The sequence below is a fragment of the Sphaerotilus sp. FB-3 genome (assembly GCF_023706025.1).
In the GTDB taxonomy this organism is placed as follows: Bacteria; Pseudomonadota; Gammaproteobacteria; order Burkholderiales; family Burkholderiaceae_C; genus Sphaerotilus; species Sphaerotilus sulfidivorans.
Genome location: NZ_BQWE01000034.1, coordinates 73,508 through 100,076, shown reverse-complemented (window position 1 = coordinate 100,076; position 26,569 = coordinate 73,508). Strand labels below are relative to the sequence as shown.

Genomic DNA, 26,569 nt, shown 5'->3' with positions numbered 1-26,569 from the left:
CGGCGGTCGGGTCGGGAAACGGCAAAAGGCACTTCTGCTTCATGCGACGGCGGCGTCCGTTCGTCGGACGCAGGCCACAGCAGCGACAGGCCGGAGGACGCGTCGTCATGCGAGATTTCTCACGACCCGCGCCGGCCATCGCTGCTGCAGCCGGAAAAACCTTGTGTCAGGGCTCTTTCAGCGTGGTCTCTGGCGCCCGTCCTGACAGCCCGCGCACTCACCTTGGGAATGCGCACCACCGACAGAACGCGCGCTGCATCAGCGTTGCAGTCGCACCGGGCATGCAGCATGCCGCGAGACGACCGCGACCACCTTGCGCCGGAGGCTGCTTCTCAGTGCCCGCTAAACTCAGGCAAATCAAACACTTACAGCGCCAACGTGGTCCAACGCATTATAGGGGCAAAGCCCGGTCGGCCCGATTCTGGAAAAGACCCCCGAAAGGAGCCGGCCCGGCCCTTGACTGGAACCGCCTCCAGCCCGAGCACCGCTCTGGTGCGCCACCTCGTCGTCGACGAAGGCAGCGCCGGCCAGCGGCTCGACAACTTCCTGCTGCGCGAGCTCAAGGGCGCGCCCAAGACCCTGGTCTACCGCATCATCCGCAGCGGCGAGGTGCGCATCAACAAGGGCCGCGCCAGCGCGGAGTCGCGGCTGCAGGTCGGCGACCAGGTGCGGGTGCCGCCGCTGCGGCTGAGCGAGCCCGACGCGCAGGCCGCGGCGGCGGTGCCGGCGCGCGAGTTCCCGGTGCTGTTCGAGGACGAGCACCTGCTGGTGGTCGACAAGCCGGCGGGCGTGGCGGTGCACGGCGGCTCGGGCGTGAGCTTCGGCGTCATCGAGCAGCTGCGCCGCGCGCGGCCCGAAGCCAGGTTCCTTGAACTCGTGCACCGGCTCGACAAGGAGACCTCCGGCCTGCTGCTGATCGCCAAGAAGCGCAGCGCGCTGACCGCGCTGCAGGACCAGTTCCGCCAGCGCGAGACCGGCAAGACCTACTCGGCGCTGGTCATCGGCGCCTGGCCGGCGGCGCGCAAGGTGGTCGATGTCGCGCTGCACAAATACCTCGACGCCGCCGGCGAGCGCCGGGTGCGCGCGGTCGGCGCCGACCATGCCGAGGGTCGGCGCTCGATCTCGCTGGTGCGCATCGTGAAGTCCTGGACCGGCTACACGCTGCTGGACGTGACGATCAAGACCGGCCGCACCCACCAGATCCGCGTGCATCTGCAGAACGAGGGCCACCCGATCGTCGGCGACGACAAGTACGGCGACTTCGCGCTGAACAAGGCGCTGGCGCGCGGCGAGGCGGTGCCGGGCCTGCGCTTCGAGCGCATGTTCCTGCACGCGCGCCGGCTCGCCTTCGATCACCCGGCCAGCGGCGAGCGCATCGAGCTGGCCGCACCGCTGCCCCCGGACTGTGTCACGCTGCTGAATCGGCTGCCGCCGCTGCCCGCCGCGGCTCCTTCCACCGACACCCCTGCCACGCCATGAGCTCATCCTCCCTGCGCCCCCGCCGCTACGACCTGATCGTCTTCGACTGGGACGGCACGCTGTTCGACTCGACCGCGCTGATCGTGCGCGCGATCCAGGCCGCCTGCCGCGACCTGGGCGCGCCGGTGCCCAGCGACGAGGCCGCCGCCCATGTGATCGGCCTGGGCCTGCAGGACGCGCTGCAGCACGCGGTGCCGGACCTGCCGGTCGACCTCTACCCGGAGCTGGGCCGGCGCTACCGCCAGCACTATTTCGCCAGCCACGACCAGGTCACGCTGTTCGCGGGCGTGCCGGAGCTGCTGGCCGGCCTGCGCGAGCGCAACCACTGGCTGGCGGTGGCCACCGGCAAGAGCCGCCACGGCCTGGACGAGGCGCTGCGCATCAGCGCGCTGGGCGGCCTCTTCGACGCCACCCGCACCGCCGACGAGACCCGCTCCAAGCCGCATCCGCAGATGCTGCAGGAGCTGATGCGCGAGTTCGGCACCGATCCGGAGCGCACGCTGATGATCGGCGACACCACGCACGACCTGCAGCTCGCCGCCAATGCCGGCACCGACGCGGTGGCGGTGGCCTACGGCGCGCATCCGCCCGAGCAGCTCGGCGACCTGCGGCCGCTGACGATCGCGCACTCGGTGCCTGAGCTGCAGGACTGGCTGGCCCGCCATGGCTGATGCCACTGCTGCGCTGCCGCTGCCGCTGTGCGCCTCCGACGCGCTGATCGAGCGCGGCCTGGCCCATGTCTTCGATCTGCTGGAATACGGTCGGCCGGCGCGCGGCTTCGTGCTGCGCTTCGACGGCCAGCCGGTGGCCTACCTGAACCAGTGCGCGCATGTGCCTGCCGAGATGGACTGGCAGCCCGGCCGTTTCCTCGATGACGAGGGCCGCTGGATCCTGTGCTCGATCCACGGCGCGGCCTACGAGCCGGCCAGCGGCCTGTGCGTGGGCGGCCCCTGCCGGGGCCGCCGCCTCAAGGCCATCCGCGTCGAGGAGCGCGACGGTCAGGTGTATTGGTATCCTTCGGACACACTGAAGCCCGCCTGTCCATGAGCCCGCAAGACGACGCCTCCGCCCCCGCGCCCGCCCCGAACGCAGCCCCCCTCCCCGACCCTGTCGCGCAGGGGGCCGACACGCCGGCCGCACCGCCGCCGATGCCGATCGGGCGGGGCAGCTTCGACCATGTGATGGAGCAGTTCGCGCGCGACTATGTGCGCGACCGCCGCAGCAGCCGGCGCTGGAACCTGTTCTTCCGCTTCGGCTGGCTGGCGCTGGGCGTCTTCGCCGCCTGGACCATTCACCAGGACACCACCACCAGCAGCGCGCCGTCCGGGCCGCACAGCGCGCTGGTGGAACTGCGCGGCGAGATCGCCGCCGGGGGCGAGGCCAGCGCCGAGGTGCTGCTGTCTGGCCTGAAGAGCGCCTTCGAGGATGCCGGCGCGCAGGGCGTCATCATCCGCATCAACTCGCCCGGCGGCAGCCCGGTGCAGGCCGGCATCGTCTACGACGAGGTCAAGCGCCTGAAGGCGCTGCACAACAAGAAGGTCTATGCGGTGGTCGAGGAAAGCGCCGCCTCCGGCGCCTACTACATCGCGGTCGCGGCCGACGAGATCTATGTCGACAAGGCCTCGATCGTCGGCTCGATCGGCGTGCTGATGGACGGCTTCGGCTTCGACAAGGTGCTGGAGAAGGTCGGCGTCGAGCGCCGGCTGCTGACCGCCGGCGAGAACAAGGGCATGCTCGATCCCTACTCGCCGCTGAGCGAGAAGCAGCGCGGCTACGCGCAGGCCATGCTCGACCAGATCCACCGCCAGTTCATCGACACGGTGCGCGAGGGCCGGGGCGAGCGCCTGAAGGAAACGCCCGAGACCTTCTCCGGCCTGTTCTGGAACGGCGAGGAGGCAGTGAAGATGGGCCTGGCCGACGGCCTGGGCAATCTCGACCATGTGGCCCGCGATGTCATCAAGGCCGAGGAGATCATCGACTACACGCCCAAGGAGAACGTCGCCGAGCGGCTGGCCAAGCGCTTCGGCGCGGCCATCGGCGAGGGCGCGGTGCGCGCCCTGGGCGGGCTGCCGGCCCTGCGCTGACTCAGCAGTCTTCCAGCGCCAGCAGCTCGGCCACCGTCTGGCGGCGGCGGATCAGCCGGGCCTGGCCGGCGTCGACCAGCACCTCGGGGATCAGCGGGCGGCTGTTGTAGTTGCTCGACATCGACGCGCCATAGGCGCCGCCGTTGTGGAACACCATCAGGTCGCCGACCTGCACCGCCGGCAGCTCGCGGGTCAGCACCACGCCGCCCTCGCCCTGCGTGAAGACGTCGCCCGATTCGCACAGCGGACCGGCGACGACGCAGGGCTGGCGAGGTGCGTCCGCCGGCGCGTCCAGCACGCTGATCGCGTGATGGCTGCCGTACATCGACGGCCGCATCAGGTCGTTGAAGCCGGCGTCCACCAGCACGAAGCGGTTCGCGCCCATCGCCTTGGTCGCGCGCACCTCGGCCAGCAGCAGGCCGGACTCGGCCACCAGGTAGCGGCCCGGCTCCAGCTCGAGATGGACCGCGTGGCCCAGGTGCGCGGCGATGCGCTGGCGCGCCGCGTCCCACAGGCCGAAGTAGTGCGCGGTGTCGATGCGCGGCTCGCCGTCGCGGTAGGGCACCGACAGGCCGCCGCCGGCCGAGATCGCCTCCAGGTCCGCGCCGCTGCGGATCACCAGATCGACCATCGCCTCGCAGACCTGCTCGAGATGGCCGTAGTCGACGCCCGAGCCGATGTGCATGTGCAGGCCCACCAGGCGCAGGCCGTGCGTGCGGATCGCCTCCAGCGCCAGCGGCAGGTCGGCATGCCAGATGCCGTGCTTGCTGTGCTCGCCGCCGGTGTTGGTCTTGTTGCTGTGGCCGTGGCCGAAGCCGGGATTGATGCGCAGCCAGACCGGGTGGCCCGCGGCCACCGCGCCGAGCTGGTGCAGCATGTCGACCGAGCCGGCGTTGACCGGCACGCCCAGCTCCACCACCCGCGCCAGCGTCGCGCGGTCGAACAGGTCGGCGGTGAAGACGATCTCCGACGGTCTCCCCGGCGTGCAGCCCGGCTGGAAGCCGGCCCGCAGCGCGCGCTCGATCTCGCCCAGAGAGACCGCGTCCACCATCACGCCCTGCTCGCGCATCAGGCGCAGCACATGGGTGTTGGAATTGGCCTTCTGCGCGAAGCGCACGGTGTCGAAGGCGCGCAGGTCGTCGATGCGCCGGCGGATCATCGCCGCGTCGTAGACCCACACCGGGGTGCCGTGCTCATCGGCGATCTGGCGCAGCAGCGCCGAGGACAGGGACAGGTCGAAGCTCATCGGAATCAGGCGCCAGGCGCACAAAGGCATCGGAATGCGCGATGCTGAGGCGGCCGACCGATTCAATCCAGTGCTTTCTTGTCGGTCGGCCATTCACTTCAGATATGAAGCGGCCACGACGCTATGCTGGACGACATGCCCGCACCGCTCAGCCACCGCCTGATCGAAGTCTTCGACGCCGTGATGCGCACCGGCCACCTGACCCGCGCGGCCGAGCGCCTGCACACCTCCCAGCCCACCGTCAGCCGCGACATCTCGCGGCTCGAGCAGGTGCTGGGCATGGTGCTGTTCGAGCGGGTGCGCGGGCGGCTGCGACCGACTCCGCGCGCGCTGGCGCTGCAGCAGGAGGTGGCGCGCTCCTTCATCGGCCTGGAGCGCATCCAGGCCCGTGCGCTGTCGCTGCGCGACTTCGCCGAGGGGCGGCTGGAGCTGGCCTGCCTGCCCGCACTGGCCGAGGCACTGCTGCCGGCGGCGACCCGCCATTTCCTGGCCCGACAGCCGCTGGCCGGGCTGTCGGTCACGCCGCTGGAGTCGCCGCAGCTCGAGCAGGCGCTGTCGGACCAGCGCCATGACCTCGGGCTGGTCGAGCGCCGCGATGCCCCGGCGCAGACCCTGCTCGAACCGCTGCTGAGCGCCGACGAGGTGGTGGTGCTGCCCGCCGGCCACCGCCTGCTGGAGCGACGGCGCATCGCGCCTGCCGATCTGGCCGGAGAGACCTTCATCAGCTTCGCGCCGACCGATCCCTACCGGCAGCAGGTCGATGCGCTGTTCGCCGCGCAGGGCGTGCAGCGGCTGCTGGCGCTCGACACCGGCAGCGCCGCGGCGGTCTGCGCGCTGGTGCGCCAGGGGCTGGGCGTGGCGATCGTCAATCCCTTGAGCGCACTCGACCGGGCCGGGCCGGACCTGCATGTGCGCGCGCTGACCGTGTCGGTGCCCTTCCATGTCGGTCTGGTGCTGCCGGCGCTGCGCGGCCTGCATCCGCTGCTCGAGGACTGCCGGCAGGCGCTGCACACGGCTGCCCGCGAGCTGCTCGGCCGCCTCGACCCGGCCGCGGATCAGACGGAGGATCGGGACTGATCCTCATTTCCGGTCAGAACAGACCGGCGGGGCTACCCTCATTCACGCGGGACAGCCTCGGCGAATGTCGCCAGAATCGCCGACTTTGGAACAAGGAGAGAGCCATGAAGGGCGACGCCAAGGTCATCGAGTATCTCAACGCCCAGCTGCGCAACGAGCTGACCGCGATCAACCAGTACTTCCTGCATGCCCGCATGCTGAAGAACTGGGGCCTGGCCAGGATGGCCAAGCATGAGTACGAGGAATCGATCGAGGAGATGAAGCACGCCGACAAGCTGATCGAGCGCATCCTGATGCTCGAGGGCCTGCCGAACCTGCAGGATCTGGGCAAGCTCTACATCGGCGAGACCGCCGCCGAGGTGCTGGAGTGCGACCTGAAGATCGAGATGGGCTCGCACCCGCTGCTGAAGGAAGCCATCGCCCACTGCGAGAGCGTGCGCGACTATGTGTCGCGCGACGTGCTGCTCGAGATCCTCGACGACACCGAAGAGCACATCGACCACATCGAGACCGAACAGGGCCTGATCCAGCAGATGGGCGAGCAGAACTGGCTGCAGACCCAGGCCGGCACCGGATCCGGCAGCTGATCCGATCAAGGATTGCCGCCGACACCCCCGGACTTGGCGGGGGTATCGCGACAAAGATTGAGAAACATTCTCATTGTCAGTAGCATGGAGGCATGATCATCTGCCTCTGCCACCGTGTGTCCGACCGCGACATCCGCACCGCGGTCCAGTCGGGAACCCTCAGCTTCGATCTGCTGCAGGACGAGACCGGCGTCTCGACCGGCTGCGGACGCTGCCACGACTGCGCCCGCGAGGTGTTCGACGGTGCCGTGGCGATGCGTGGCGGCTGCTCCACCGCCGCGCTGACGGCGCTCATTGCGCCAGCAGGCCTTTCCGCTCGATGAAGCCGATGACCTCCGCAAGACCCTCTCGGGTCTTGAGGTTGGTCATGACAAACGGCTTCGTCGGCCGCATGCGCACCGTATCGGTGCGCATGATCTCCAGATTCGCCCCGACATGGGGCGCCAGATCGGTCTTGTTGATCACGAACAGATCGCTCTTGGTGATGCCTGGTCCGCCCTTGCGCGGAATCTTCTCGCCTGCGGCCACATCGATCACATAGATCGTCAGGTCCGACAGCTCGGGGCTGAAGGTCGCGGCCAGGTTGTCACCGCCCGATTCGATGAAGACGATGTCGGCATCCGGGAATTTCTCCAGCATCCGGTCCACCGCCTCGAGGTTGATCGAGGCGTCCTCGCGGATCGCGGTGTGCGGACAGCCACCGGTCTCGACGCCCATGATGCGCTCCGGATCCAGCGCCCCCGCCACCGTCAGCAGGCGCTGGTCTTCCTTCGTGTAGATGTCGTTGGTGACGACGACGAGGTCCCAGCGCTCGCGCATCGTCTTGCACAGCATCTCGACCAGCGTGGTCTTGCCGGAGCCGACCGGCCCGCCGACACCGACCCGCAGCGGCGGGAGCTTCTTGGTGCGACCGGGAATGGAATGGAGGGAACTGCTCATGGTGGGGATGACAATGAAGATCTTGGGAAGTCTGGGATCAGGTCGATCCGGCTGTCGCCGGACGGGCAGCCTCATGCAAGACACGGGCCCTGTCCGCCAGCCGGGGCTGCCTGATGAAAAAAATTCTCCAGAAACACTTGCGCGATGTGCAAGTCCTCGTCATAATTCAAGTCTGTCGGCGCTTTAGCTCAGTCGGTTAGAGCGATGGAATCATAATCCACAGGTCCGCGGTTCGAGTCCGTGAAGCGCCACCAAACAAGAAGCCCCTGATGCCCGTGCATCAGGGGCTTTTTCATTGTCGGCGCAGAAGACCGGAGCGCAGGCTGCACCCGAATGACCGCCCGATGCTGATCGCGACCGCCGTCGTGATGGCCGGAGCCCTGATCTACGCCACGATCCATGACGCGCTGCTGCTGGTGCTGGGCATCGGCGGCGTGCTGATGGCGCTGGCCGTCGGCGCGGCGCTGGCATCGCAGGGCCGGCTGGGCAGCCGGGTCGCGCTGCCGACGCTGGGCATGGCGATGGTCGCGCTGCTGATCCATGCGGCCCGCGGCCAGACCGAGGCGCACTTCGCCGTCTTTGCCTTCCTGGCCGTCACGATGGTCTACCGGCACTGGCTGCCGATCGTGGTCGGCGCCGCCGCCATTGCGGTGCATCACCTGAGCTTCAACTACATGCAGCAGTGGGGCTGGGGCCCGGTGTGCTTCACCGAGCCCAGTCTGGGCACGGTGATCGAGCATGCGCTGTTCGTGGTGGCCGAGACCGGCATCCTGATCCTGCTGGCACAGCGCGCACGCGCCGACTTCCGGACCGCCGAGCATCTGGTCGAGATCACCGAGATGCTGCTCGACCAGAGCGACCACATCGATCTGACGGTGGCCCATCGCGCCCCAGCCAGCGACCCGACGACCGCCCGGCTGATCGAGGCCCTGCAGCGCATCGAGCAGTCGATCCGCCAGGTGCGCAGCAGCGCGGTCCAGGTCGACTCGGCCTCGCGCGAGATCGCCAGCGGCAACACCGACCTGTCGATGCGCACCGAGAAGACCGCCAGCCACCTGCAGAACACCGCCAGCTCCATGGAGCAGCTCACCGGCACGGTGCAGCACACCGCAACCGCCGCGCGCGAGGCCAGCACGCTGGCGCGCTCCGCCGCCGAAGTGGCCTCGCGTGGGGGGCAGGTCGTCACCGAGGTGGTGTCGACGATGCAGGAGATCGAGGCCAGCTCGCGCAAGATCGCCGACATCATCGGCGTCATCAACGGCATTGCCTTCCAGACCAACATCCTGGCGCTGAATGCGGCGGTCGAGGCCGCGCGGGCCGGCGAGCAGGGCCGCGGCTTCGCGGTGGTCGCCGGCGAGGTGCGCAGCCTGGCGCAGCGCAGCGCCACCGCGGCCACCGAGATCCGCCAGCTCATCGGCAGCAGCGTCGACAAGGTCGGCGACGGCACCCGACTGGTCAGCCAGGCCGGCCGCACGATGGACGAGATCGTCGCCAGCGTGCAGCGCGTCAGCCAGATGATCGAGCAGATCAGCGCCGCATCCGACGAGCAGAGCAGCGGCATCGGCATGATGCATGGCGCGGTGCACGAGCTCGACAGCATGACGCAGCAGAACGCCGCGCTGGTCGAGGAAAGCGCGGCGGCCGCCACCAGCCTGAGCCAGGAGGCGCGCCAGCTGCTCGATGCGGTCGAGGTCTTCCGCCTCGGCGACGAGGCGCGCGGCGGCCGGATGATGGCCGCCTGACCCTTCGGTCTCGACCTCAGCCGCGCCCGCTGCGGTAGGGCTCCTCGAAGTCGAGAAAGTCCTGCTCGGCCAGCGCGTCGGCCACCCAGGCGGCCACGCCGGGCGCGGCCCACAGCCGCTCGATCCAGGCCGCCACCGGCGCGCTGACCGGCAGGCCATAGGTGCGGATGCGTCCCGCCACCGGCGCGAAATAGGCATCCGGAATCGAGAAGGCGCCGAACAGGAAGGGGCCGCCGCTCAGCTCCAGCGCCTGTTCCCACAGCGCGATCAGACGGGCCAGATCGGCGCGCACATCCGCCCGCTCGGCCATCAGGCGCGCACCGACCTCCGGCAGATGCGCCTCGATGTTCTGCGGACAGTGCGAGCGCAACGCGCCGAAGCCCGAATGCATCTCGGCACACATCGAACGGGCCAGCGCGCGCCGGCGGGCATTGCGCGGCCACAGCGCCTTCTCCGGATGGCGCTCGGCCAGGAATTCGGCGATCGCCAGCGTGTCCCAGATCGCCAGGCCGTCATCGTCGACCAGCACCGGCACCTTGCCGGTGGGCGAGATGCCCTGCAGCGCGGTCTTGAAGGCCGAGCCGGCGTCGAAGCTGTCGAAGCGCACCATCACTTCCTCGAAGTCGATGCCGCACTGCTTCATCAGCACCCACGGGCGCATCGACCAGGACGAATAGTTCTTGTTGCCGATGTAGAGCTTCATGTTGATCTCCAGGTCCGGAGCGCACCCTGCGGCGCCCGGGTCGCCCATGCTAGCGGCGCGGCACCGGGCGTGGCATGAGGAAGGTGCATCGAGGCGATGCCTGCCCGACATCAGTCGGGCAGCGTCTCGGCCTCGGGATCGGCCACATCGCCGATGGCCTGGCGCGTCAGCGCCGCCTGCGCCAGCACCCAGTCGCTGAAGGACTGCACCTCGGGTCGCTGGCGGGCATCGGGCCCGCCCAGCCGCACCAGCCAGTAGCCGGGCGAGGCCCACAGCCGCCCGGTCTGGCCGAAGGGCTCGACCAGATCGCCCCGCTCGACCACGTCATGCACCATCGCCAGCCGCGCCAGTGCCACGCCCTGGCCCGCCAGCGCCGCCTGCACCTGCTGATGCGTGTAGTTGACGCTGATCCAGCGCCGCGGCGCGAGCTGCCCCAGGCCCTGCGCGGCCAGCCACACCGGCCAGCAGGTCGCCAGCGAGCCCGGCAGGCCGTCGTCCATCTCGACCAGGGTGTGATCGACCAGATCGGCGGGGCGGCGCAGGGGCGGCGCGCTGCCGCGCTCGATCGCATCGGCCAGGCGCGCGCCGATCACCGGCGTCAGCAGCTCGCCGAACAGCCGGATCGCGCCGTCGGGCGCCTTGCTGGCATCGCAGTGGCGCAGCGCGACATCGAGCTCGGCGTCATCGGTCTCGATCATCCGGTCGGTCGCGGCGATGCGGATGTCGGCCAGCGGGTGATCGCGCTCGAAGTCGGGCAGGCGCGGCATCAGCCACAGCGAAGCGAAGGACGGAAAGGTGGTGACGCTCACCATCGCGCGGCTGCGGCTCAGCCGGATCTGGCGCACGCTGGCATCGATGCGCACCAGCGCCGGCTCGACCGCACGCAACAGCATCTGGCCGGCGCCGGTCAGCTCGACGCGGCGGGTCGCGCGGGTGAACAGCGGCGCGCCCAGCTCCTCTTCCAGACCCTTGATCTGACGGCTGATCGCCGGCTGCGTCAGGTTGAGCTCCTCGGCCGCGGCGCTGAAGCTCAGCAGGCGCGCCACCGCCTCGAAGGTGCGCAGACAGTCGAGCGGCAGCGGGCGACGAGGCATTCGATTCATGACGCCATGTTATCAATCGACGCCTCCGATTTCATCCAGCTCCGGCCATGCAGGCAGGACACTGTCGTCCATGTCAACCCGAGAAGGTCCTGATGCAGGGCCCGGCCACCTGGGAGAGCGAAATGGAAATCGAGCATGTCACCACCGCCTGCCGCGCCCGCGTGAGCCGCGACGGCTGGCTGGCCGCCGCCGATGCACCGGTCTGGATCACCCGCGACGGCGACCCGCACGACCATGTGCTGATGCCGGGCGAGCTGCTGCCGCTGCATGAAGGCGACCGGCTGGTGGTCGAACCCTGGCAGGCCGGCCAGGCAGCACGCCTGACCTTCGTCGCCAGCCGCGCGGAAAGCCCGCTCGATCCGCTGCAGGCCCTGGCGCTGCTGGCCGAGACCTTCGCGCTGCTGCTGGAGCAGGCGGCGCGCGGCGCGCGCAAGATGGCGGACCGGGCCCGGCCTTATCCGGTGATGCGTCACGGACGGGCTCCCTAGACTCGGGCGCATTCCCCATCCCGCGCCGCCCGCGCGGCCCGGTCCATGGATGCTCTCGGTCCCCTGCCCGCGCTGCCGCCCGTCCGGCGCACCCCGTCGTCGGATCACGCCCCGGACGAACGCCATCGGCCGGGCACGCTGCCCGGATCCGTGCCCGAACCGCTGCCGCGCCGCACCCTGCCGCAGCAGGCCCTGCTCGACGCCCTGGCCTCGCGCCTGCCCGCCGAGCCGGCCGCCCGGCGTGCGGAGTCGCCGCAGCGCCCTGCCACGCCGGCTGCCTCCGTCCCGACCCCCTCGCCTTCGCCCGCCCCGCTCGACCGCGCCGCCGCGCTGCTGCGCACCCGGCCGGACCCGACGCTCCTGATCTACGAGCGGCCGACACCTGGCCGGGCAGCACCGGCAACGCAGGTCGCGGTCAACCGGCATGAACCCCTGCCGCAGCTGCTCGGCGAGCTGGCAGCGCAGACGCCCCGCAGCACGCCCCGCGCGGAGCTGCTGTCGAAGACACGCGAGGCAAGCCCCAACCCCAACCCCGGCACCGGCACCGGCACCGGCACCGGTCTGACCCGGGCGCGCCAGCTGATCGAAGCAGGCCGTCCGGCCGAGGCGCTCGACCTGCTCGATCAGCTCGACCCGGCACCTCAGCCCCGCACCGCCCACTGGCATCTGGCGCGGGCTGCGGCCTGGCAGCAGCTGCAGCGCCCCCAGGAAGCGGCACGCGAAGCCTCGGCCGCGCTGGCCAGGACCGGCGTCGACGCGCCGACCCGCCATGCGGCGCTGCAGCAGCTCGGGCAGGCCCTGACCCTGCAGGGCGAAACCGCCGAGGCCGCCTGGTGCCACCGCGCCCGGCTGGCCGAACATCCCCGCGACAGCGGCGCCGCGCTGCAGGCGGCCAGCGCTGCCGCCACCGAGGCCGACTGGCCAGCCCTGGCGCAGGACCTGAGCCGGCTCGAGCGGACGCTGCAGCCCGCACCAGCACCCGCACCCGCTGCAGCCCCAGCACGGCCGGAGATCCGGACCGCCCCCGATCCGGCGCTGCTCGCCGCCTTCACCGACGACCCGGCACGACTGCGCCAGGCGGCCGAACAGGCGGTGCAGGCGCGCCTGGGTCGGCGCGTCGAGCGCAGCCCGGCACGGCGCCGCGCTGCCCGGGCGCCCGGCAGCCGGCTGCGCCTGGGCCTGCTGCTGGGCACGATGCCCGCCGGCGCGCCCTCGCCCTGGCCGATCGTCGAGATGCTGATGGCGCTCGACCCGGCGCAGTTCGATCTGACGGTCTATGCCGATCTGCCCGAGGAGTCGCCGGCCCGGAACGATGCGCGACTGCAGCAGCTGCGCGAGCGCACCGGCAACAGCCGCTGGCACGATTGTGCCGACAGCGACGAGGACACCCTGGCGCTGACGATCAGCGCCGACGCGCTCGATCTGCTGGCCGTGCTCGACGCGCGGGCCGACAGCCGGCGGCTGGCCACGCTGGCGCGTCACCCTGCCGCCTTGCAGATCGCCTGGGCCGACGGCGCCGGCAGCACCGGCGCGCCCTTCATCGACTACCTGGTCGGCGACCGCGAGCGCACGCCGATCGAGCTGGCCGCCGACACGGTCGAGGCGATCGCCCAGATGCCCTCGCGCCATCGCCCGTCCGAGCCGCCCGCCGCCGCACTCGAGCCCTGCGAGCGGCCCAGCCGCGCCGACTGCGGCCTGCCCGGGACGGCGATGGTCTACGCCTGCTTTGCCCGGCCCGGCGCGATCCTGCCCGAGCAGTTCGCCGCCTGGTGCCGCATCCTGGCCGACACCGCAGGCGCGGTGCTGTGGCTGCGCGGCGCCACCCCGGTGGTGCGTGCGCGGCTGCAGCAGGCCGCCGCCGGCCTGGGCATCGACCCGCACCGGCTGATCTTCGCCGCCGAACTCGAGCCCGCCCGCCATGCGGCCCGGCTGCCGCTGGCCGATCTGGTGCTCGACACCTTTCCCGACAGCGGCGAGCGGCGCTGCCTCGAGGCCCTGCAGCAGGGCGTGCCGGTGCTGAGCCGGCGCGGACGCAGCCCCGGCTCGCGCCGGGCGGGGGCGCTGCTGCAGGCGGTCGGCCTGCCCGAGCTGGTCTGCGACGGGCCGGAGCGGCTGCACATCGAGGCGGTGCGCCTGGGCCGCGATGCCGCCCGGCGGGCGGCGCTGCGCGAGCAGCTGCACCAGCGCCTGCAGGCCGATCCGCTGCATGACCCCGCCGGACTGGCGCGCGATTTCGCCGCGCTGGTGCGCCGCATGGTCGACCGCCTCGACGCCGGCCTGCCGCCGGTGCCGCTGGCCGCGCTGCCCGCACCCTGATCCCCCCAAAATCCTTCATTCCGATCCTCATGCGACCGAAACCCGCCCGCCTCTACCGCATCGCCCTGGTGATGATCGTCCGCAACGAGGCCGCCGGCCTGAAGCGCACGCTCGACAGCGTGCGCCGCCATGTCGACCGGATGGTGGTGCTCGACACCGGCTCGAGCGACCGCACCCGCGAGATCGCCCGCGCCGCCGGTGCCCGGGTCGCCGACTTCGCCTGGTGCGACGACTTCGCCGCGGCGCGCAACGCCGCGCTCGACCTGGCCGGCGCCGACTGGCATCTGGTGCTCGACGGCGACGAATGGCTGAGCGAGGGTGCGCAGGTGCTGGCGGCGCTGCGCACCTGCAAGCCCGACTTCGTCGGCGCGCTGCGTGTCGACAGCCGCCATGCGCTCGAGGGCGGCGAGCCCGGCGGCGAGGCGATCGCCTCGAGCTGGATCAGCCGGCTGCTGCCCGGCACGGTGCGCTACCGCGGCCGGGTCCACGAGCAGCCGCAGCACGCGCTGCCGGTGCGCCGGCTGCCGGTGACGATCGGCCACAGCGGCTACCTGCCCGAGGCGCTGGCGCGCAAGGCCGACCGCAACGCCCGGCTGCTGCAGCGCGAGATCGCCGACCGGCCCGACGACGCCTACCTCTGGTACCAGCTCGGCAAGGACCATGACGTGCACGGCCGCGCGGCCGCCGCGCTCGACTGCTTCGCGCGCGCCGAGACGCTGCAGCCCTGCGGCCCGGAGGCCCCGGGCTGGACGCACGACCTCAGCGTGCGCCGGCTGCACGCGCTGAAATGCGCCGGCCGCCATGCCGAGGGCATCGAGCAGGCCTCGGCGCAGATGGCGCTGTGGTCCGACTCGCCCGACTTCTTCTTCGCGCTCGGCGACCTGATGCTCGACTGGGCCGCACGCGAGCCGCGCCGCGCCGGCGAGCTGCTGCCGATGATCGAGGGCGCCTGGACCCGCTGCCTGGAGATCGGCGAGCGCCCGGAGCTCGACGGCGCGGTGCACGGCCGCGGCGGCGAGCTGGCCCGGCACAACCTCGCGCTGCTGCATTCGCTGCGGGCCGAGCTGGCCCCGGCCGCCCAGCCGGGCTGAGCCACCACATCCGCCTGCGCCCCCGATTTGCGCGGTCTTGACCGGGCTGATCAGGCCGACGCGAGGCCGCGGCCTTGCCTAGACTGGCCGGGAAATGAAACTTCCTGCCGGCCCGACCGCGCCAGACCGATCATGACCCTGCCGGACATCCATCTCTGCATCGTCCAGCCCGCCGGCCACGAGCAGGCGCTCGGGCTGCTCGACCCGGCACGCTATTTCCGCTACCACTTCCGGCGGCTGGGCGCACGGGTCAGCCTGTCGAAGAACCGGCTGCGCCATGACGCGGTCAACTTCGTCTTCGGCGCGCATCTGGGCTTCGACGAGCGCCAGCTCGAGCGCCATCCCTGCGTGCTCGTCAACCTGCTGCAGTTCGGCGCCGACGGCCAGGACGCGCTGCCCGCCGCCGACACCGACTATGTCGCGCTGCTGTCGCGCTCGGCGGTCGTCGACGGCGATCCGACCAATCTGCCGGTCTATGCCGCCCAGCCCGACCGCGTGCCGCTGGTGCCCTTCGTGCATGCGCCCTATCTGGCCGAGGATGCCGAGGGCGTGCCGCTGCCGATCGACGGCCGCCCGATCGAGCTGCTGCATCTGGGCGATTTCAGCGCCGCCGCACAGGACTTCGTCGCCCGCATCGAGGCCTGCGGCGTGCCGGTCAGCGTGCTGGACCAGCCGCTGTACGGCGCCGAGCGCGATGCCTTCGTGCGCCAGGCGCGTGCGGTGCTGCTGTGCGACGCGCATGGCAGCGGCCATGTCGATCCGGTGCTGCTGGCGCACTGCCTGAGCCTGGGCACGCCGGTCGTGCTGCAGCGCACCGCCGCGACCCGGGTGCCGGGCTACATCGAGCAGGCGGTCAGCTGGGTCGACGAGGCCACGCTGGGCGAGTTCTTCTCGCGCGAGTTCGGCACGCCCGCCTGGGTCGAGCGCACCCGCCAGCAGCATGCGCACTTCGAGCAGCTCGATCCGGCGCAGGCGATGGCCGACATCCTGGTGCACGCCTGCGCGGTCGGCCTGACGCACCTGCACCGGCGCGACCCGAAGCCCTGGCAGCCGACCCGGCTGCACCTGGGCGCCGGCACCGGCTACCGCAGCGGCTGGCTCAACATCGAGGCCTGCGCACGCAGCGAGCCCGATCTGGTGCTCGATCCGGCGCAGCCGCTGGCCCTGCCGCTGTCGACCGTCTCGCCGCTGTGCGGACCGCTGCGGCTGGAGGCCGGGCAGATCGACGAGATCCTGCTGCCCGCCACGCTCACCCGCGGCGCCGATCTGCCGGTGCTGCTGAGCAACTGCCTGGCCCTGCTGCGCGAGGACGGCCTGCTGCTGATCGAGCATGACGCCGGCGCGCGCGCCGACATCTGGAGCGCCTGCGCCGACCGCTTCTGGCAGCTGGGCTGGTTCGAGCACCGCCTCGAGATCCTGGCCGACGCGGACGGCGAGGCCCCGGGCCTGCTGCGCCTGCGCAAGATCGCCACCACCCCACGCGAACGCACGCTGGCGCGGCGCATGACCAGCGACTGCCACCTGCCCGAAGACGCAGTGCCGCCTCAGGAGCAGCTGCTGCCGGCCGGCACCTCGGTGCCGCTGCAGGCGCTGGTCGGCGCGACCGCCGGCCCCGGCATCGACCGCGAGCTCGCCGAGGTGCTCGACGCGGCCTGAGCCGCGGGACTGCCGCATGAATGTCGCAGAATGGGCATTCCTTGGCTTGCCCTGTCGCCCCGCACCTGAGCGTCGGGGCGTTCCCGTTTTCCGATGAATTCCCAAACCCTGGAATGGCTGCTCTCCCCGGCAGCGCTGGCGCTGTTCGGCCTGTGCATCGGCAGCTTCCTGAACGTGGTCGTGCACCGGCTGCCGGTCATGATGGAGCGCCAGTGGCGCCAGGACAGCGCCGAGATGCTCGGCATCGATCCGGTGCCGCCGGCGCCGGGCGACGACGGCCGCCCGCTCGGCCTGGCGCGCCCGCGCTCGCGCTGCCCGAAATGCGGCCATGTGCTGCGCTGGCACGAGAACATCCCGCTGCTGGGCTGGCTGCGCCTGGGCGGGCGCTGCTCGGCCTGCCGCACGCCGATCTCGCCGCGCTATCCGCTGGTCGAGCTGGGCTGCGCGCTGCTGTTCGCCGCCATCGGCTGGCGCTTCGGCGCCGAGCCGCAGACGCTGCTGTGGTGCGGCTTCGCCGCGACGCTGCTGGCGGCCTCGCTGATCGACTGGGACACCACGCTGCTGCCCGACAGCATGACGCAGCCGCTGGCCTGGGCGGGCCTGCTCGGCGCGCTGCTGGGCTGGCTGCCGCTGTCGCCCGAACAGGCGCTGTGGGGCGCCGTCGGCGGCTACATGAGCCTGTGGAGCATCTCGCAGCTGTTCCGCCTGGTGACCGGCAGGGAGGGCATGGGCGCCGGCGACTTCAAGCTGCTGGCGGCGCTGGGCGCCTGGCTGGGCCCGGCGATGCTGCTGCCGATCGTGCTGGGCGCCTCGGTGATCGGCGCGATCGTCGGCATCGGCATGAAGCTGGCCGCGACGCTGCGCGAGGGTCGCTATGTGCCCTTCGGCCCCTTCCTGGCGGGCGGCGCGCTGGTGGTGATGCTCGCCGGCAGCGAGCGGGTGCTGGGCTGGATGGGCTGGGCATGAGCCGCGCGCTGCGCATCGGCCTGACCGGCGGCATCGGCAGCGGAAAGAGCACCGTCGCCGGCCTGCTGCGCGCGCGGAGCGCGCACATCGTCGACACCGACGCGATCGCGCACCGGCTGACCGCGCCGGGCGGCCGGGCGATCGCCGCCATCGCCGCCGCCTTCGGGCCCGAGTCCATCGATGCCCAGGGCGCGATGGACCGTGCCCGCATGCGCGAGCGCGTCTTCGCCGACCCGGCCGAGCGCCAGCGGCTCGAGGCCATCCTGCATCCGCTGATCGCCGAGGACACCGAGGCCGAGGCCGCCGCCGCCCCGCCCGGCGCACCGGTGGTCTTCGATGTGCCGCTGCTGGTCGAGTCGGGCCGGCGCTGGCGCGAGCGGGTCGACCGCATCCTGGTCGTCGACTGCACGCCCGCCACGCAGATCGCGCGGGTGGTCGCCCGCAACGGCTGGGCGCCCGAGGCGGTCGAACGGGTCATCGCGCAGCAGGCCGGCCGCGAGCAGCGCCGCGCGGTCGCCGATGCGGTGATCCTCAACGACGGAATCGACCACGACCAGCTCGCCCTTGCGGTGGACCATGTCTGGAAAAGCTGGCTGTGAAACAATCGAAACCGATCGTCCGGCCGGCCGGATCGGGGAGAACAAGGCCTTGACCCACTACGAATATCCCTTCAACGAGAGCATCCGCACGATGCTTCGGCTCGAGCGGCTCTTCACCCGGCTGGCCCTGCTGGTGCCGCGCGAGACCGCGACCGACCACCACTACGCGCTGGCGACGCTGTTCGAGATCATGGACGTGACCTCGCGCACCGACTTCAAGGCCGACCTGCTGCGCGAGCTGGACCGGCAGAACAAGGTCTTCGAGAGCTACCGGGGCATTCCGTCGATCTCGGAGGCGGCGCTGGACCTGGCGGTCGACCGCATCGTCGGCGCGCACCGCCGGCTCGCGGCCACGCCCGGCCGGCCCGAGCAGACCCTGGCCGGCAACGAATGGCTGATGGCGGTGCGCAGCCGCATCCACATTCCCGGCGGCACCTGCGAGTTCGACCTGCCCGGCTATTTCGCCTGGCAGCAGGAGCCGGCGCCCAAGCGGCGCCATGATCTGCTGCGCTGGGTCGGCGTGCTCGATCCGCTGGCCGAGGCGCTCGAGGTCAATCTGGGCCTGCTGCGCGAATCGGGCGTCCAGCAGATGGCGGGCTTCCGCAACAGCCTGTTCCAGCTCAACCTGAACGGCAGCCGCGCGCTGCAGCTGGTGCGCCTGGAGGTGGACCCGGCCTCGCAGCTGATTCCAGAGATCAGCGGCAACCGGGTGCTGCTGGCCATCCGGCTGAGCCGCGCCGACGCCGAGGGCCGGCTGCGCCCGATGAACGACAGCGTGCAGCTGCCGCTGACGCTGTGCGCCTGAGGCGGGGAGCGCCGCGGCTGGCCTAGACTCGGGGGCGATGACGATGATCTCTTCCCCCGACTCGCCCGCGCCGGCCTCGCCGCGCCAGGTCCCCTGCCCGGCCTGCGGCACGCCCTCGCCCTTCGCGAAGGACCTGAATCCGTACCGGCCCTTCTGCAGCCTGCGCTGCCGCGAGCATGACCTGGGCGCCTGGGCCAGCGGCGACTACCGCGTCGGCGCGGTCGAGCCGCCCGACGACTTCGACACCGGCGCCTGACGACGGCGCCGGGCGCGGCCGGGCGGTTCAGTCCGCCGGCGTCTCGCGGTGCGTCGACCCGGCGTGGCCGCGCTCCTCGGCGAACCAGCGCAGCACCGGGATCGTGCCGGGCAGCACCGGCTCCACCTCGACCGGCAGCGTCTGCCAGGCCATGGCCTGAGCTTCTCGCATCTCGAACTCGCCGGTCCAGTCGAAGACCTTGCAGAAGTTCAGCCGCACCCGCGCGTGCGGATAGTCCATCACCAGCTCGCGCCACGGGTGGACCGCACCGATGGTGATGCCGATCTCCTCGATCAGCTCGCGGCGCAGCGCCTGCTCGACCGTCTCGCCGGGTTCGAGCTTGCCGCCCGGGAACTCCCAGAAGCCGGCGTAGACCTTGCCCGCCGGGCGCGAGGTCAGCAGGAAACGGCCCTCGCGCCCGGCGGCGTCGCGCTCGACCAGCACGCCCACCGCGACCTCGACCGGCACCCGCTCGGGCAGGTTCTCCGCGCCGGCGACGACGATCGGCTCAGACATGGTCCAGCCCTTCCGGGCCGTCGCCCTGGATCGGTGCGGGCGCGGCGGCCGGCGCCTCGGCCCGGCCGGCAAAGTCGCGCGCGAACTGCCAGGCCACCCGGCCCGAGCGCGAGCCGCGCTCCAGCGCCCAGACCAGCGCGGGCTGGCGCGCCGCCTCGATCGTGGCCTCGTCGATGCCGAAATGGCGCAGCCACTGGCCGACGATGGCCAGGTACTCGCGCTGGCTGAACGGATAGAAGCTGATCCACAGCCCGAAGCGCTCGGACAGCGAGATCTTCTCCTCGATCGCCTCGCCGGGGTGCAGCTCGCCGTTGTCGTCGTGGCGCGCGCCCAGGTTGTCCTTCATCTGCTCGGGCAGCAGGTGGCGGCGGTTGCTGGTGGCGCAGATCAGCACATTGTCGGAGGCCTGCGCGATGGTGCCGTCCAGGATGGACTTCAGCGCCTTGTAGCCCGACTCGCCCTCGTCGAAGCTCAGGTCGTCGCAGTAGATGATGAAGCGCTCGGGCCGCTCGCCCACCAGCGCCACCAGGTCGGGCAGATCGGTCAGGTCGTCCTTGTCGACCTCGATCAGGCGCAGGCCGCGGTCGGCGAACTCGTTCAGGCAGGCCTTGATCAGCGAGCTCTTGCCCGTGCCGCGCGCGCCGGTCAGCAGCACATTGTTGGCCGGGCGGCCGGCGACGAACTGCGCGGTGTTGCGCACCAGGCGCTCCTTCTGGCCGTCGACCTCCTTCAGGTCGGCCAGGCGCAGCGGCGCGACCTGGCGCACCGGCTCGAGCACGCCGCCGCCCGTGCCGCGGCGGCGGTAGCGGAAGGCGATCGAGGCCGACCAGTCGGGCGCGGCCGGCGGCTGCGGCAGCACCGCCTCGAGCCGGGCCAGCAGCGCCTCGGCGCGGGCGATCAGGGTGGAGAAGTCGCTCATCGTTCGGCAGGGGCTCAGTGGATCATCATCTGCAGCGCCAGGTCGATCTGCTCGACCGGGCTGCGGCGGAAATCGGTGCGGGCGAAGCGCTGCAGCCGCCCGATGCAGAAGCAGGTCAGCGCCGAGGCCTGCGCGGCCGCCTCGACGGTCGGCTCGGCCGAGCCGCGCGCGTCGGCCGCGCGGCGCATCAGCTGGCGCAGCTGCGACTCGATGCGGTCGAAGAACTGGTTCATGCGCTGCGCGAGCCGCGGGTCCTCGAGCACCAGCGCGTCGCCCACCATCACCCGGGTCATGCCGGGATTGCGCTCGGCGAACTGCAGCAGCACGATGACGCTGTGCGCGGCCTGCACGCGGGGATCCTCCTCGCGCTCGCAGATCTGGTTGACCAGACCGAAGATGCTGCTCTCGATGAACTCGATCAGCGCCTCGAACATCTGGGCCTTGCTGCGGAAATGCCGGTACAGCGCCGCCTCGCTCAGCTCGAGCTGCGCGGCCAGCGCGGAGGTGGTGATGCGCTCGGCGCCGGGGCGCTCGAGCATCTGCGCCAGCGTGCGCAGGATCTGCAGGCGGCGCTCGCCGGGCTTGGGGCGACGACGCGCCGGCTCGGCGGCAGCCGTCTCGTGGTCGGGCGCGGAAGCGGCCGGGGCGTCGGAGGTATCGGGCATCGGGAACGGGGCGGCAGGCGCGCTGAAACGGGTCGACAGGGCGCCGGGTCCCGGCCCCTTCACCAGGCGGAGCGGGACAGCGCCTGAAGGCTGCGGATTCTGGCACACACATAAGTCGGTCGCCGGCAGCGTCGCGGGCGCGCCGGCAGTCCGGCCGACACCGGCGCGGGCGAGCCGGCGCGGCGCATCCAGCGCTGCATCCACACCGTCTTCATGCCCACCCGGCGCGCCGACTTCTGGTGCGCCAGCGTGTCCTCGACCAGGATGCAGCGTGAGGGCGGCACCTTCAGCATCACCGCGATGCTTCGCAGCATGCGCGCGTCGGGCTTGGGGCGCAGGTCGCCGAACATCGTCATGCGCTCGATCGGGATGACGCCGTGGAAGAGCCGCGTCATGCCAAGGGCCGCCAGCACCCGCTCGGCGTAGGCGCGCGGCGCGTTGGTCAGGATGAAGCGCCGGCCCGGCAGGCGCTCGAGCGCAGCCAGATCGTGCGCGCTGGCGCGCAGCCGGTGCTCCAGGCCGGGCAGCCGGTGCGTGTCGTGCAGGAAATGCGCGGCGCGCACGCCGTGGTGGCGCATCAGCCCCAGCAGCGTCGCGCCGTAGCGGTCCCAGTAGTGGCGGCGCAGGGCCTCGGCCTCGCGGCGGCCCAGCGCCAGCTCGCGCTCGATGTAGACGGTCATCGCCTCGGCGATCGGCCCGAAGGCCGCGTGGCTGGCGTCGTGCAGCGTGTCGTCGAGGTCGAAGAGCCAGACCGGGGCGCGCTTCATCGCGGCAGACCGGCTCAGTGCGAGCGGATCATCGTGCCGAAGGCCTGGTCCGTCAGGATCTCCAGCAGCAGCACATGCGGCACGCGGCCGTCGATGATGTGGACCGCGTTGACGCCGCACTTGGCCGCGTCGATCGCGCCGGCGATCTTGGGCAGCATGCCGCCGGAGATGGTGCCGTCCTCGACCAGCTCGTCGATGCGGCGCGAGGTCAGCTCGGTCAGCAGCTCGCCCTGCTTGTCGAGCACGCCGCGGATGTTGGTCAGCATCATCAGCTTCTCGGCCTTGAGGATCTCGGCCAGCTTCGACGCCACCAGATCGGCGTTGATGTTGTAGCTCTCGTTGTCGGGGCCGAAGCCGATCGGGCTGACCACCGGGATGAACTGGTCGTCCTGCAGCGCGCGCAGGATGCTCGGGTCGATCGACTCGATCTCGCCGACCTGGCCGACATCATGCTCGACCGAAGGGTCGTTGAGGTCGAGCATCTTGAGCTTGCGCGCGCGGATCATCGCGCCGTCGCGGCCGGTCAGGCCCACCGCCTTGCCGCCGGCGGCGTTGATCAGGCCGACGATGTCCTGCTGCACCTCGCCGCCGAGCACCCACTCGACGACATCCATCGTCTCGGCATCGGTCACGCGCATGCCCTGGATGAACTGGCCCTTCTTGCCGATCTTGGTCAGCGCCGCATCGATCTGCGGGCCGCCGCCGTGCACGACGATCGGGTTGATGCCGACCAGCTTCAGCAGCACCACGTCTTCGGCGAAGGCCTTCTGCAGCGCCGGATCGGTCATCGCGTTGCCGCCGTACTTGATGACCATGGTCTTGCCATGGAACTTGCGGATGTAGGGCAGCGCCTGGGCGAGGATCTGGGCCTGGTCGGCGGGCGTGTGGCTCATGCGGGAAGCTCCGGGACGAAGGATCGGAAAGACCGGATTCTAGGGTCGCGGCCTATACTGCCGGGCATGTTCCGTCCTGCCCGCCCTGTCCTGCGCTGGCTGCTCTGGCTGGTGATCGCGCTGCTGCCGCTGCGCGGCTGGGCGCTGGCCGAGATGGCGGCCATGACCACCCTGCCCGGTGCGGTCATGGTGGCCGTGTCGCCGCAGGACATGCCGCCTTGCCATGCCGCGCCGGCAGAGCGGTCGATGCCGACCGATGCCGACCCGCAGGCCACGCCGGCCCACGCCGGCTGCTCGCTGTGCGAGATCTGCCATGCCAGCCTGGGACTGCCGGCACCGCCTGCCCTGAGCCTGCCGCGACTGCCGCAGGCCACGCCGGCCCTGGTGTCGGTCACCGGCGCCGCCGACGCCCCGCCGGACGCGCTGTTCCGCCCCCCTCGTCGCCAGACCTGATCCGATCCGTCGTCCGTCGTCCGTCGATCCGTCGCCCGCCCCGGTGCTGGCGCGATCCGGTCCGCTCGGCCTCTTTCCGTCTGACGAGGTTCATTCATGTTCCGTTTTCTTGCCGCCGCGCTGGCCCTGGCCGGTGCGGCCGGGCCGGCACTCGCCCGCTCCGGCGATCCGGCCGACCCCGGCGCCGCGGTGCGCCCGCTCGCCCACCGCTCGACGCTGGCCGCACGCGCCGCGTCCGCCCCGCCCGAGACCGCCCCCGGCGACTGGCGCGCCGCCAACGCGCGGGTGCACGCCGTCGGCGGCTGGCGCGTCTATCTGAAGCAGGCCCACGCGCCCGAGCCTGCGGCCGCGGCCTCCGTCCCCGGAGGTGCCCGATGAGCCGCGCTGTCCGGACACCCCCGGCCGCGCTGAAGCTGACGCTGGCCCTGCTGGCGGCCGCGGCGCTGGCCGGCTGCACCACGACCTCGCCCGACGCGGCGATCGCGCCGGTGCGCGAGCAGCTGCGCGCGGCCACTGGCGCCGACATCGCGCGCTGGCCCGATGCGCAGGCCCCGTCGGCCGAGGCACGCGCACGCCTCGACGCGCTGCTGGCCGCGCCGCTGTCGCAGGACGGCGCGGTCGAGCTGGCGCTGCTGAACCACCGCGGCCTGCAGGCCGACCTGGCCGGGCTCGGCATCGCGCAGGCCGAACTGGCGCAGGTCAGCCGTCTGCCCAATCCCGGTCTGAGCTACGGCCGCACCACCAGCGGCGACGAGATCGAGCGCGAGATCGGCCTGCACCTCGGCCTGGGCCGGCTGCTGCTGATGCCGCTGGCGCGCACGATGGCCACGCAGCAGCTCGCGCAGCAGCAGGCGCAGGTGACGATCGGCATCGTCGAGCGCATCGCCGAGGTGCGCCGCGCCTGGGTCGAGGCGGTGGCGGCCGAGGAAAGCCTGGCCTATCTGCGCCAGGTCCACCAGGCCGCCGAGGCCGGCGCCGAGCTGGCGCGGCGCATGGCGCAGGCGGGCAACTTCAACCGCCTGGCGCTGGCGCGCGAGCAGTCCTTCGAGGCCGACGCGCTGCTGAACCTGGCGCGCGGCGAGCGCAGCCGCGACGCCGCGCGCGAGCGCCTGGTGCGCGCGCTCGGCCTGTGGGGCGAGCAGGCCGAGCGGCTCGCGCTGCCCGAGCGCCTGCCGGATCTGCCCGCACAGCCGCTCGCGCAGACCGACATCGAGGCCCGCGCGCTGGCGCAGCGCCTGGACGTGCAGGCCGCGCGCACCGCCACCGCGCAGACCGCGCGCAGCCTGGGGCTGACCCGCACCACACGCTTCGTCGATGCCCTCGAGCTTGGCGTCTCGCGCTCGAAGACCAGCGACGGCCACCGCAGCCGCGCCTGGGAGGTCGGCCTGGAGCTGCCGCTCTTCGACTGGGGCGACGCCCGGGTCGCACGCGCCGAGGCGATCTACACCGCCAGCCTGCATCGCACCGCCGCCATCGCCATCGATGCCCGCTCCGAAACCCGCGAGGCCTGGCGCCACTGGCGCCACGCCTGGGACATCGCCCGCCATGCGCAGCAGGTGATCGTGCCGCTGAAGCAGCGCATCAGCGAGGAAAACCTGCTGCGCTACAACGGCATGCTGATCGGCGTGTTCGAGCTGCTGGCCGACGCACGCGCGCAGATCGGCGCGGTCAACGCCGCGATCGACGCCCGGCGCGAGTTCTGGCGCGCCGACGCCGACCTGCAGCAGGCCCTGCTCGGCCGCCCCCGGCTCGATGCCGGCAGCGGCCCGGCCGCCGCCGCCAATGCCGCCGCCGACGCCGGCGGCCACTGAGCGCATCGCGAACCCCACACGGATCTTCCGCCATGATTTCCCGACGTTCCCTTTTCTCGGCCGGGGCCGCGGTCGCCGCCGCCTCGGTCAGCCGCGTGGCACTGGCCGCGCTGCCCGAACCGGTCATCCAGACCTCGGCGGCCACCGCGCCACCGCTGCAGCCCGCCACCGGCCGCCCCTACCGCCCGGTGGTGACGCTCAACGGCTGGAGCCTGCCCTGGCGCATGAACAACGGCGTCAAGGAGTTCCACCTGGTCGCCGAGCCGGTGGTGCGCGAGATGACGCCCGGCTTCAACGCCAACCTCTGGGGCTACAACGGCCAGTCGCCCGGCCCGACCCTCGAGGTGGTCGAGGGCGACCGGGTGCGCATCTTCGTCACCAACCGCCTGCCCGAGCACCACGCGGTGCACTGGCACGGCCAGCGCCTGCCCAATGGCATGGACGGCGTCTCGGGCCTGACCCAGCCCCCGATCCCGCCGGGCAAGACCTTCGTCTACGAATTCGAGGCCCGCCGCCCCGGCACCTTCATGTACCACCCGCACGCCGACGAGATGGTGCAGATGGCGATGGGCATGTACGGGATGTGGATCACGCACCCGAAGGCGAAGCACCCGCTGATCGCCGATGTCGACCGCGACTTCTGCTTCCTGCTGAACGCCTTCGACATCGAGCCCGGCAGCGCGACGCCCAAGGTGATGACCATGCTCGACTTCAACCTCTGGGCCTGGAACAGCCGCATCTTTCCCGGCATCGACACGCTGAACGTGCGGCTGAACGACCGGGTGCGCATCCGCGTCGGCAACCTGACGATGACGAACCACCCGATCCACCTGCACGGCCACGAGTTCGAGGTCACCGGCACCGACGGCGGCCCGGTGCCGAAGTCGGCGCGCTGGCCGGAGGTGACGACCGACATCGCGGTCGGCCAGATGCGCCAGGTGGAGTTCATCGCCAGCGAGGAAGGCGACTGGGCCTTCCACTGCCACAAGAGCCACCACACGATGAACGCGATGGGCCACGACGTGCCGACGATGATCGGCGTCGACCACACCGACGTCGCCCGCAAGATCACGAAGCTCATTCCCGGCTACATGGCCATGGGCGAGCGCGGCATGGCCGACATGGCCGAGATGGAGATGCCGCTGCCCGACAACACCGCGCCGATGATGACCGGCCAGGGGCCGTTCGGCGGCGTCGAGATGGGCGGCATGTTCAGCATCCTCAAGGTCCGCCGCGACCAGAAGCCGGGCGACTACCAAGACCCCGGCTGGTTCGCGCACCCGAAGGGCACCGTCGCCCATGAGTGGACCGGCGCGCCGCTGGCCGAACCGGTGCGCGCGCCCGCGCCGGCCGGAGAGGCCGCGGTGAAAGCGCGCAAGCCGAGCGGGCATGGCCATCACTGAGGAGC

29 protein-coding genes and 1 tRNA gene are annotated in these 26,569 nt (G+C 71.7%); 21 read left to right on the top strand and 9 right to left on the bottom strand.

Annotated elements, in window-relative coordinates:
• Positions 1-492 precede the first annotated feature (492 nt).
• Genes NFT33_RS13795 through NFT33_RS13780 form a run of 4 tightly spaced genes read left to right on the top strand, consistent with a single transcriptional unit; the run spans position 493 to position 3,563 of the window.
• Positions 493-1,479 carry an RluA family pseudouridine synthase gene (locus tag NFT33_RS13795; protein ID WP_251676258.1) on the top strand — a complete coding sequence of 329 codons (987 nt, stop codon included), beginning with the start codon at positions 493-495 and terminating at the stop codon, positions 1,477-1,479.
• Entirely contained in the window at positions 1,476-2,150 is a 675-nt protein-coding gene (locus NFT33_RS13790) for an HAD family hydrolase (RefSeq protein WP_220785870.1), read from the top strand. The genes NFT33_RS13795 and NFT33_RS13790 overlap by 4 nt, the downstream gene beginning before the upstream one ends.
• Positions 2,143-2,526, top strand: a complete 384-nt coding sequence (locus NFT33_RS13785) for a Rieske (2Fe-2S) protein (protein WP_220785871.1) — start codon at positions 2,143-2,145, stop codon at positions 2,524-2,526. The genes NFT33_RS13790 and NFT33_RS13785 overlap by 8 nt, the downstream gene beginning before the upstream one ends.
• On the top strand, positions 2,523-3,563 hold the full coding sequence (locus NFT33_RS13780; protein WP_376744161.1) for a S49 family peptidase: 1,041 nt from the start codon (positions 2,523-2,525) through the stop codon (positions 3,561-3,563). The genes NFT33_RS13785 and NFT33_RS13780 overlap by 4 nt, the downstream gene beginning before the upstream one ends.
• Position 3,564: 1 nt before the next feature.
• On the opposite strand, the gene lysA is transcribed toward NFT33_RS13780, so the two are convergent.
• Positions 3,565-4,809: a diaminopimelate decarboxylase gene (gene lysA / locus NFT33_RS13775; RefSeq protein WP_251676155.1), complete on the bottom strand. Its 1,245-nt coding sequence runs from the start codon at positions 4,807-4,809 to the stop codon at positions 3,565-3,567.
• A 135-nt stretch (positions 4,810-4,944) separates the two neighbouring features.
• Between lysA and NFT33_RS13770 the strand changes: the two genes are divergently transcribed.
• The 3 genes from NFT33_RS13770 to NFT33_RS13760 all read left to right on the top strand — a co-directional run bounded on the left by NFT33_RS13770 (position 4,945) and on the right by NFT33_RS13760 (position 6,796).
• Complete coding sequence (locus NFT33_RS13770) at positions 4,945-5,886, top strand: LysR family transcriptional regulator (protein WP_251676153.1); 942 nt, start codon at positions 4,945-4,947, stop codon at positions 5,884-5,886.
• A gap of 104 nt (positions 5,887-5,990) precedes the next feature.
• Positions 5,991-6,473: a bacterioferritin gene (gene bfr / locus NFT33_RS13765; protein WP_149504503.1), complete on the top strand. Its 483-nt coding sequence runs from the start codon at positions 5,991-5,993 to the stop codon at positions 6,471-6,473.
• Between the two features lie 92 nt (positions 6,474-6,565).
• A complete protein-coding gene (locus NFT33_RS13760; protein ID WP_251676151.1) occupies positions 6,566-6,796 on the top strand; it encodes a (2Fe-2S)-binding protein in 231 nt (76 codons plus the stop codon).
• Here NFT33_RS13760 and ureG read toward each other — a convergent pair.
• Positions 6,765-7,412 (bottom strand): urease accessory protein UreG, encoded by a 648-nt coding sequence (gene ureG, locus NFT33_RS13755; protein ID WP_251676256.1) that lies wholly within the window; start codon positions 7,410-7,412, stop codon positions 6,765-6,767. The genes NFT33_RS13760 and ureG overlap by 32 nt on opposite strands.
• A gap of 177 nt (positions 7,413-7,589) precedes the next feature.
• Here ureG and NFT33_RS13750 point away from each other — a divergent pair.
• Positions 7,590-7,666 (top strand) — tRNA-Met (locus NFT33_RS13750).
• A gap of 90 nt (positions 7,667-7,756) precedes the next feature.
• On the top strand, positions 7,757-9,154 hold the full coding sequence (locus NFT33_RS19270; RefSeq protein ID WP_309296150.1) for a methyl-accepting chemotaxis protein: 1,398 nt from the start codon (positions 7,757-7,759) through the stop codon (positions 9,152-9,154).
• A gap of 16 nt (positions 9,155-9,170) precedes the next feature.
• Here NFT33_RS19270 and NFT33_RS13740 read toward each other — a convergent pair whose 3' ends face one another.
• Together NFT33_RS13740 and NFT33_RS13735 are read right to left on the bottom strand one after the other, a co-directional pair.
• Entirely contained in the window at positions 9,171-9,857 is a 687-nt protein-coding gene (locus NFT33_RS13740) for a glutathione S-transferase family protein (protein WP_251676149.1), read from the bottom strand.
• A 110-nt stretch (positions 9,858-9,967) separates the two neighbouring features.
• The gene (locus tag NFT33_RS13735) at positions 9,968-10,960 is read right to left on the bottom strand and encodes a LysR family transcriptional regulator (protein WP_251676147.1); all 993 of its coding nucleotides are present in this window, start codon (positions 10,958-10,960) and stop codon (positions 9,968-9,970) included.
• Positions 10,961-11,052: 92 nt separating this feature from the next.
• On the opposite strand from NFT33_RS13735, the gene NFT33_RS13730 reads away from it, so the two are divergent.
• From NFT33_RS13730 to NFT33_RS13695, 8 genes are all read left to right on the top strand, one after another.
• Positions 11,053-11,448, top strand: a complete 396-nt coding sequence (locus tag NFT33_RS13730) for a DUF2917 domain-containing protein (protein WP_251676144.1) — start codon at positions 11,053-11,055, stop codon at positions 11,446-11,448.
• Between the two features lie 150 nt (positions 11,449-11,598).
• The gene (locus NFT33_RS13725; protein WP_251676142.1) at positions 11,599-13,764 is read left to right on the top strand and encodes an O-linked N-acetylglucosamine transferase family protein; all 2,166 of its coding nucleotides are present in this window, start codon (positions 11,599-11,601) and stop codon (positions 13,762-13,764) included.
• 29 nt (positions 13,765-13,793) lie between these two features.
• On the top strand, positions 13,794-14,855 hold the full coding sequence (locus NFT33_RS13720) for a glycosyltransferase family 2 protein (protein ID WP_251676140.1): 1,062 nt from the start codon (positions 13,794-13,796) through the stop codon (positions 14,853-14,855).
• 132 nt (positions 14,856-14,987) lie between these two features.
• The gene (locus NFT33_RS13715) at positions 14,988-16,511 is read left to right on the top strand and encodes a hypothetical protein (protein ID WP_251676137.1); all 1,524 of its coding nucleotides are present in this window, start codon (positions 14,988-14,990) and stop codon (positions 16,509-16,511) included.
• A gap of 93 nt (positions 16,512-16,604) precedes the next feature.
• The gene (locus NFT33_RS13710; protein WP_149504512.1) at positions 16,605-17,477 is read left to right on the top strand and encodes a prepilin peptidase; all 873 of its coding nucleotides are present in this window, start codon (positions 16,605-16,607) and stop codon (positions 17,475-17,477) included.
• Entirely contained in the window at positions 17,474-18,076 is a 603-nt protein-coding gene (gene coaE / locus NFT33_RS13705) for a dephospho-CoA kinase (RefSeq protein ID WP_251676135.1), read from the top strand. The genes NFT33_RS13710 and coaE overlap by 4 nt, the downstream gene beginning before the upstream one ends.
• A 49-nt stretch (positions 18,077-18,125) precedes the next feature.
• A complete protein-coding gene (zapD, locus tag NFT33_RS13700) occupies positions 18,126-18,881 on the top strand; it encodes a cell division protein ZapD (RefSeq protein ID WP_149504513.1) in 756 nt (251 codons plus the stop codon).
• A 43-nt stretch (positions 18,882-18,924) separates the two neighbouring features.
• The gene (locus tag NFT33_RS13695; protein ID WP_251676134.1) at positions 18,925-19,137 is read left to right on the top strand and encodes a DNA gyrase inhibitor YacG; all 213 of its coding nucleotides are present in this window, start codon (positions 18,925-18,927) and stop codon (positions 19,135-19,137) included.
• A 27-nt stretch (positions 19,138-19,164) separates the two neighbouring features.
• On the opposite strand, the gene NFT33_RS13690 is transcribed toward NFT33_RS13695, so the two are convergent.
• The 5 genes from NFT33_RS13690 to argB are packed head-to-tail and all read right to left on the bottom strand — an operon-like array spanning position 19,165 to position 22,897.
• Positions 19,165-19,653, bottom strand: coding sequence for an NUDIX domain-containing protein (locus NFT33_RS13690; protein ID WP_251676131.1), 489 nt, complete (start codon positions 19,651-19,653; stop codon positions 19,165-19,167).
• Positions 19,646-20,572, bottom strand: a complete 927-nt coding sequence (locus tag NFT33_RS13685; RefSeq protein ID WP_149504515.1) for an ATP-binding protein — start codon at positions 20,570-20,572, stop codon at positions 19,646-19,648. Before NFT33_RS13685 ends, NFT33_RS13690 begins: the two co-directional genes overlap by 8 nt.
• Before the next feature lie 14 nt (positions 20,573-20,586).
• Positions 20,587-21,237: a nucleoid occlusion factor SlmA gene (gene slmA, locus NFT33_RS13680; RefSeq protein ID WP_149504516.1), complete on the bottom strand. Its 651-nt coding sequence runs from the start codon at positions 21,235-21,237 to the stop codon at positions 20,587-20,589.
• 59 nt (positions 21,238-21,296) lie between these two features.
• Entirely contained in the window at positions 21,297-22,004 is a 708-nt protein-coding gene (locus tag NFT33_RS13675; RefSeq protein ID WP_149504517.1) for an HAD-IA family hydrolase, read from the bottom strand.
• Between the two features lie 14 nt (positions 22,005-22,018).
• Positions 22,019-22,897, bottom strand: coding sequence for an acetylglutamate kinase (gene argB, locus NFT33_RS13670; RefSeq protein ID WP_149504518.1), 879 nt, complete (start codon positions 22,895-22,897; stop codon positions 22,019-22,021).
• 66 nt (positions 22,898-22,963) lie between these two features.
• Here argB and NFT33_RS13665 point away from each other — a divergent pair, with 66 nt between their 5' ends.
• From NFT33_RS13665 to NFT33_RS13650, 4 genes are all read left to right on the top strand, one after another.
• The gene (locus NFT33_RS13665) at positions 22,964-23,350 is read left to right on the top strand and encodes a hypothetical protein (RefSeq protein ID WP_251676129.1); all 387 of its coding nucleotides are present in this window, start codon (positions 22,964-22,966) and stop codon (positions 23,348-23,350) included.
• A 96-nt stretch (positions 23,351-23,446) separates the two neighbouring features.
• Positions 23,447-23,728: a hypothetical protein gene (locus NFT33_RS13660; protein ID WP_149504520.1), complete on the top strand. Its 282-nt coding sequence runs from the start codon at positions 23,447-23,449 to the stop codon at positions 23,726-23,728.
• The gene (locus tag NFT33_RS13655) at positions 23,725-25,161 is read left to right on the top strand and encodes a TolC family protein (protein WP_251676126.1); all 1,437 of its coding nucleotides are present in this window, start codon (positions 23,725-23,727) and stop codon (positions 25,159-25,161) included. Before NFT33_RS13660 ends, NFT33_RS13655 begins: the two co-directional genes overlap by 4 nt.
• Before the next feature lie 32 nt (positions 25,162-25,193).
• Positions 25,194-26,564 carry a multicopper oxidase family protein gene (locus tag NFT33_RS13650; RefSeq protein ID WP_251676123.1) on the top strand — a complete coding sequence of 457 codons (1,371 nt, stop codon included), beginning with the start codon at positions 25,194-25,196 and terminating at the stop codon, positions 26,562-26,564.
• The last annotated feature ends 5 nt before the right edge of the window (positions 26,565-26,569 follow it).

Bases quoted from the DNA above. Each gene is read 5' to 3' on its own strand.
- NFT33_RS13790 (WP_220785870.1), top strand. From the start codon at position 1,476: ATGAGCTCATCCTCCCTGCGCCCCCGCCGCTACGACCTGATCGTCTTC.
- NFT33_RS13785 (WP_220785871.1), top strand. From the start codon at position 2,143: ATGGCTGATGCCACTGCTGCGCTGCCGCTGCCGCTGTGCGCCTCCGAC.
- NFT33_RS13780 (WP_376744161.1), top strand. From the start codon at position 2,523: ATGAGCCCGCAAGACGACGCCTCCGCCCCCGCGCCCGCCCCGAACGCA.
- lysA (WP_251676155.1), bottom strand. From the start codon at position 4,809: ATGAGCTTCGACCTGTCCCTGTCCTCGGCGCTGCTGCGCCAGATCGCC.
- NFT33_RS13770 (WP_251676153.1), top strand. From the start codon at position 4,945: ATGCCCGCACCGCTCAGCCACCGCCTGATCGAAGTCTTCGACGCCGTG.
- bfr (WP_149504503.1), top strand. From the start codon at position 5,991: ATGAAGGGCGACGCCAAGGTCATCGAGTATCTCAACGCCCAGCTGCGC.
- NFT33_RS13760 (WP_251676151.1), top strand. From the start codon at position 6,566: ATGATCATCTGCCTCTGCCACCGTGTGTCCGACCGCGACATCCGCACC.
- ureG (WP_251676256.1), bottom strand. From the start codon at position 7,412: ATGAGCAGTTCCCTCCATTCCATTCCCGGTCGCACCAAGAAGCTCCCG.
- NFT33_RS19270 (WP_309296150.1), top strand. From the start codon at position 7,757: ATGCTGATCGCGACCGCCGTCGTGATGGCCGGAGCCCTGATCTACGCC.
- NFT33_RS13740 (WP_251676149.1), bottom strand. From the start codon at position 9,857: ATGAAGCTCTACATCGGCAACAAGAACTATTCGTCCTGGTCGATGCGC.
- NFT33_RS13735 (WP_251676147.1), bottom strand. From the start codon at position 10,960: ATGAATCGAATGCCTCGTCGCCCGCTGCCGCTCGACTGTCTGCGCACC.
- NFT33_RS13730 (WP_251676144.1), top strand. From the start codon at position 11,053: ATGCAGGGCCCGGCCACCTGGGAGAGCGAAATGGAAATCGAGCATGTC.
- NFT33_RS13720 (WP_251676140.1), top strand. From the start codon at position 13,794: ATGCGACCGAAACCCGCCCGCCTCTACCGCATCGCCCTGGTGATGATC.
- NFT33_RS13715 (WP_251676137.1), top strand. From the start codon at position 14,988: ATGACCCTGCCGGACATCCATCTCTGCATCGTCCAGCCCGCCGGCCAC.
- NFT33_RS13710 (WP_149504512.1), top strand. From the start codon at position 16,605: ATGAATTCCCAAACCCTGGAATGGCTGCTCTCCCCGGCAGCGCTGGCG.
- coaE (WP_251676135.1), top strand. From the start codon at position 17,474: ATGAGCCGCGCGCTGCGCATCGGCCTGACCGGCGGCATCGGCAGCGGA.
- NFT33_RS13695 (WP_251676134.1), top strand. From the start codon at position 18,925: ATGATCTCTTCCCCCGACTCGCCCGCGCCGGCCTCGCCGCGCCAGGTC.
- NFT33_RS13690 (WP_251676131.1), bottom strand. From the start codon at position 19,653: ATGTCTGAGCCGATCGTCGTCGCCGGCGCGGAGAACCTGCCCGAGCGG.
- NFT33_RS13685 (WP_149504515.1), bottom strand. From the start codon at position 20,572: ATGAGCGACTTCTCCACCCTGATCGCCCGCGCCGAGGCGCTGCTGGCC.
- slmA (WP_149504516.1), bottom strand. From the start codon at position 21,237: ATGCCCGATACCTCCGACGCCCCGGCCGCTTCCGCGCCCGACCACGAG.
- NFT33_RS13675 (WP_149504517.1), bottom strand. From the start codon at position 22,004: ATGAAGCGCGCCCCGGTCTGGCTCTTCGACCTCGACGACACGCTGCAC.
- argB (WP_149504518.1), bottom strand. From the start codon at position 22,897: ATGAGCCACACGCCCGCCGACCAGGCCCAGATCCTCGCCCAGGCGCTG.
- NFT33_RS13665 (WP_251676129.1), top strand. From the start codon at position 22,964: ATGTTCCGTCCTGCCCGCCCTGTCCTGCGCTGGCTGCTCTGGCTGGTG.
- NFT33_RS13660 (WP_149504520.1), top strand. From the start codon at position 23,447: ATGTTCCGTTTTCTTGCCGCCGCGCTGGCCCTGGCCGGTGCGGCCGGG.
- NFT33_RS13655 (WP_251676126.1), top strand. From the start codon at position 23,725: ATGAGCCGCGCTGTCCGGACACCCCCGGCCGCGCTGAAGCTGACGCTG.
- NFT33_RS13650 (WP_251676123.1), top strand. From the start codon at position 25,194: ATGATTTCCCGACGTTCCCTTTTCTCGGCCGGGGCCGCGGTCGCCGCC.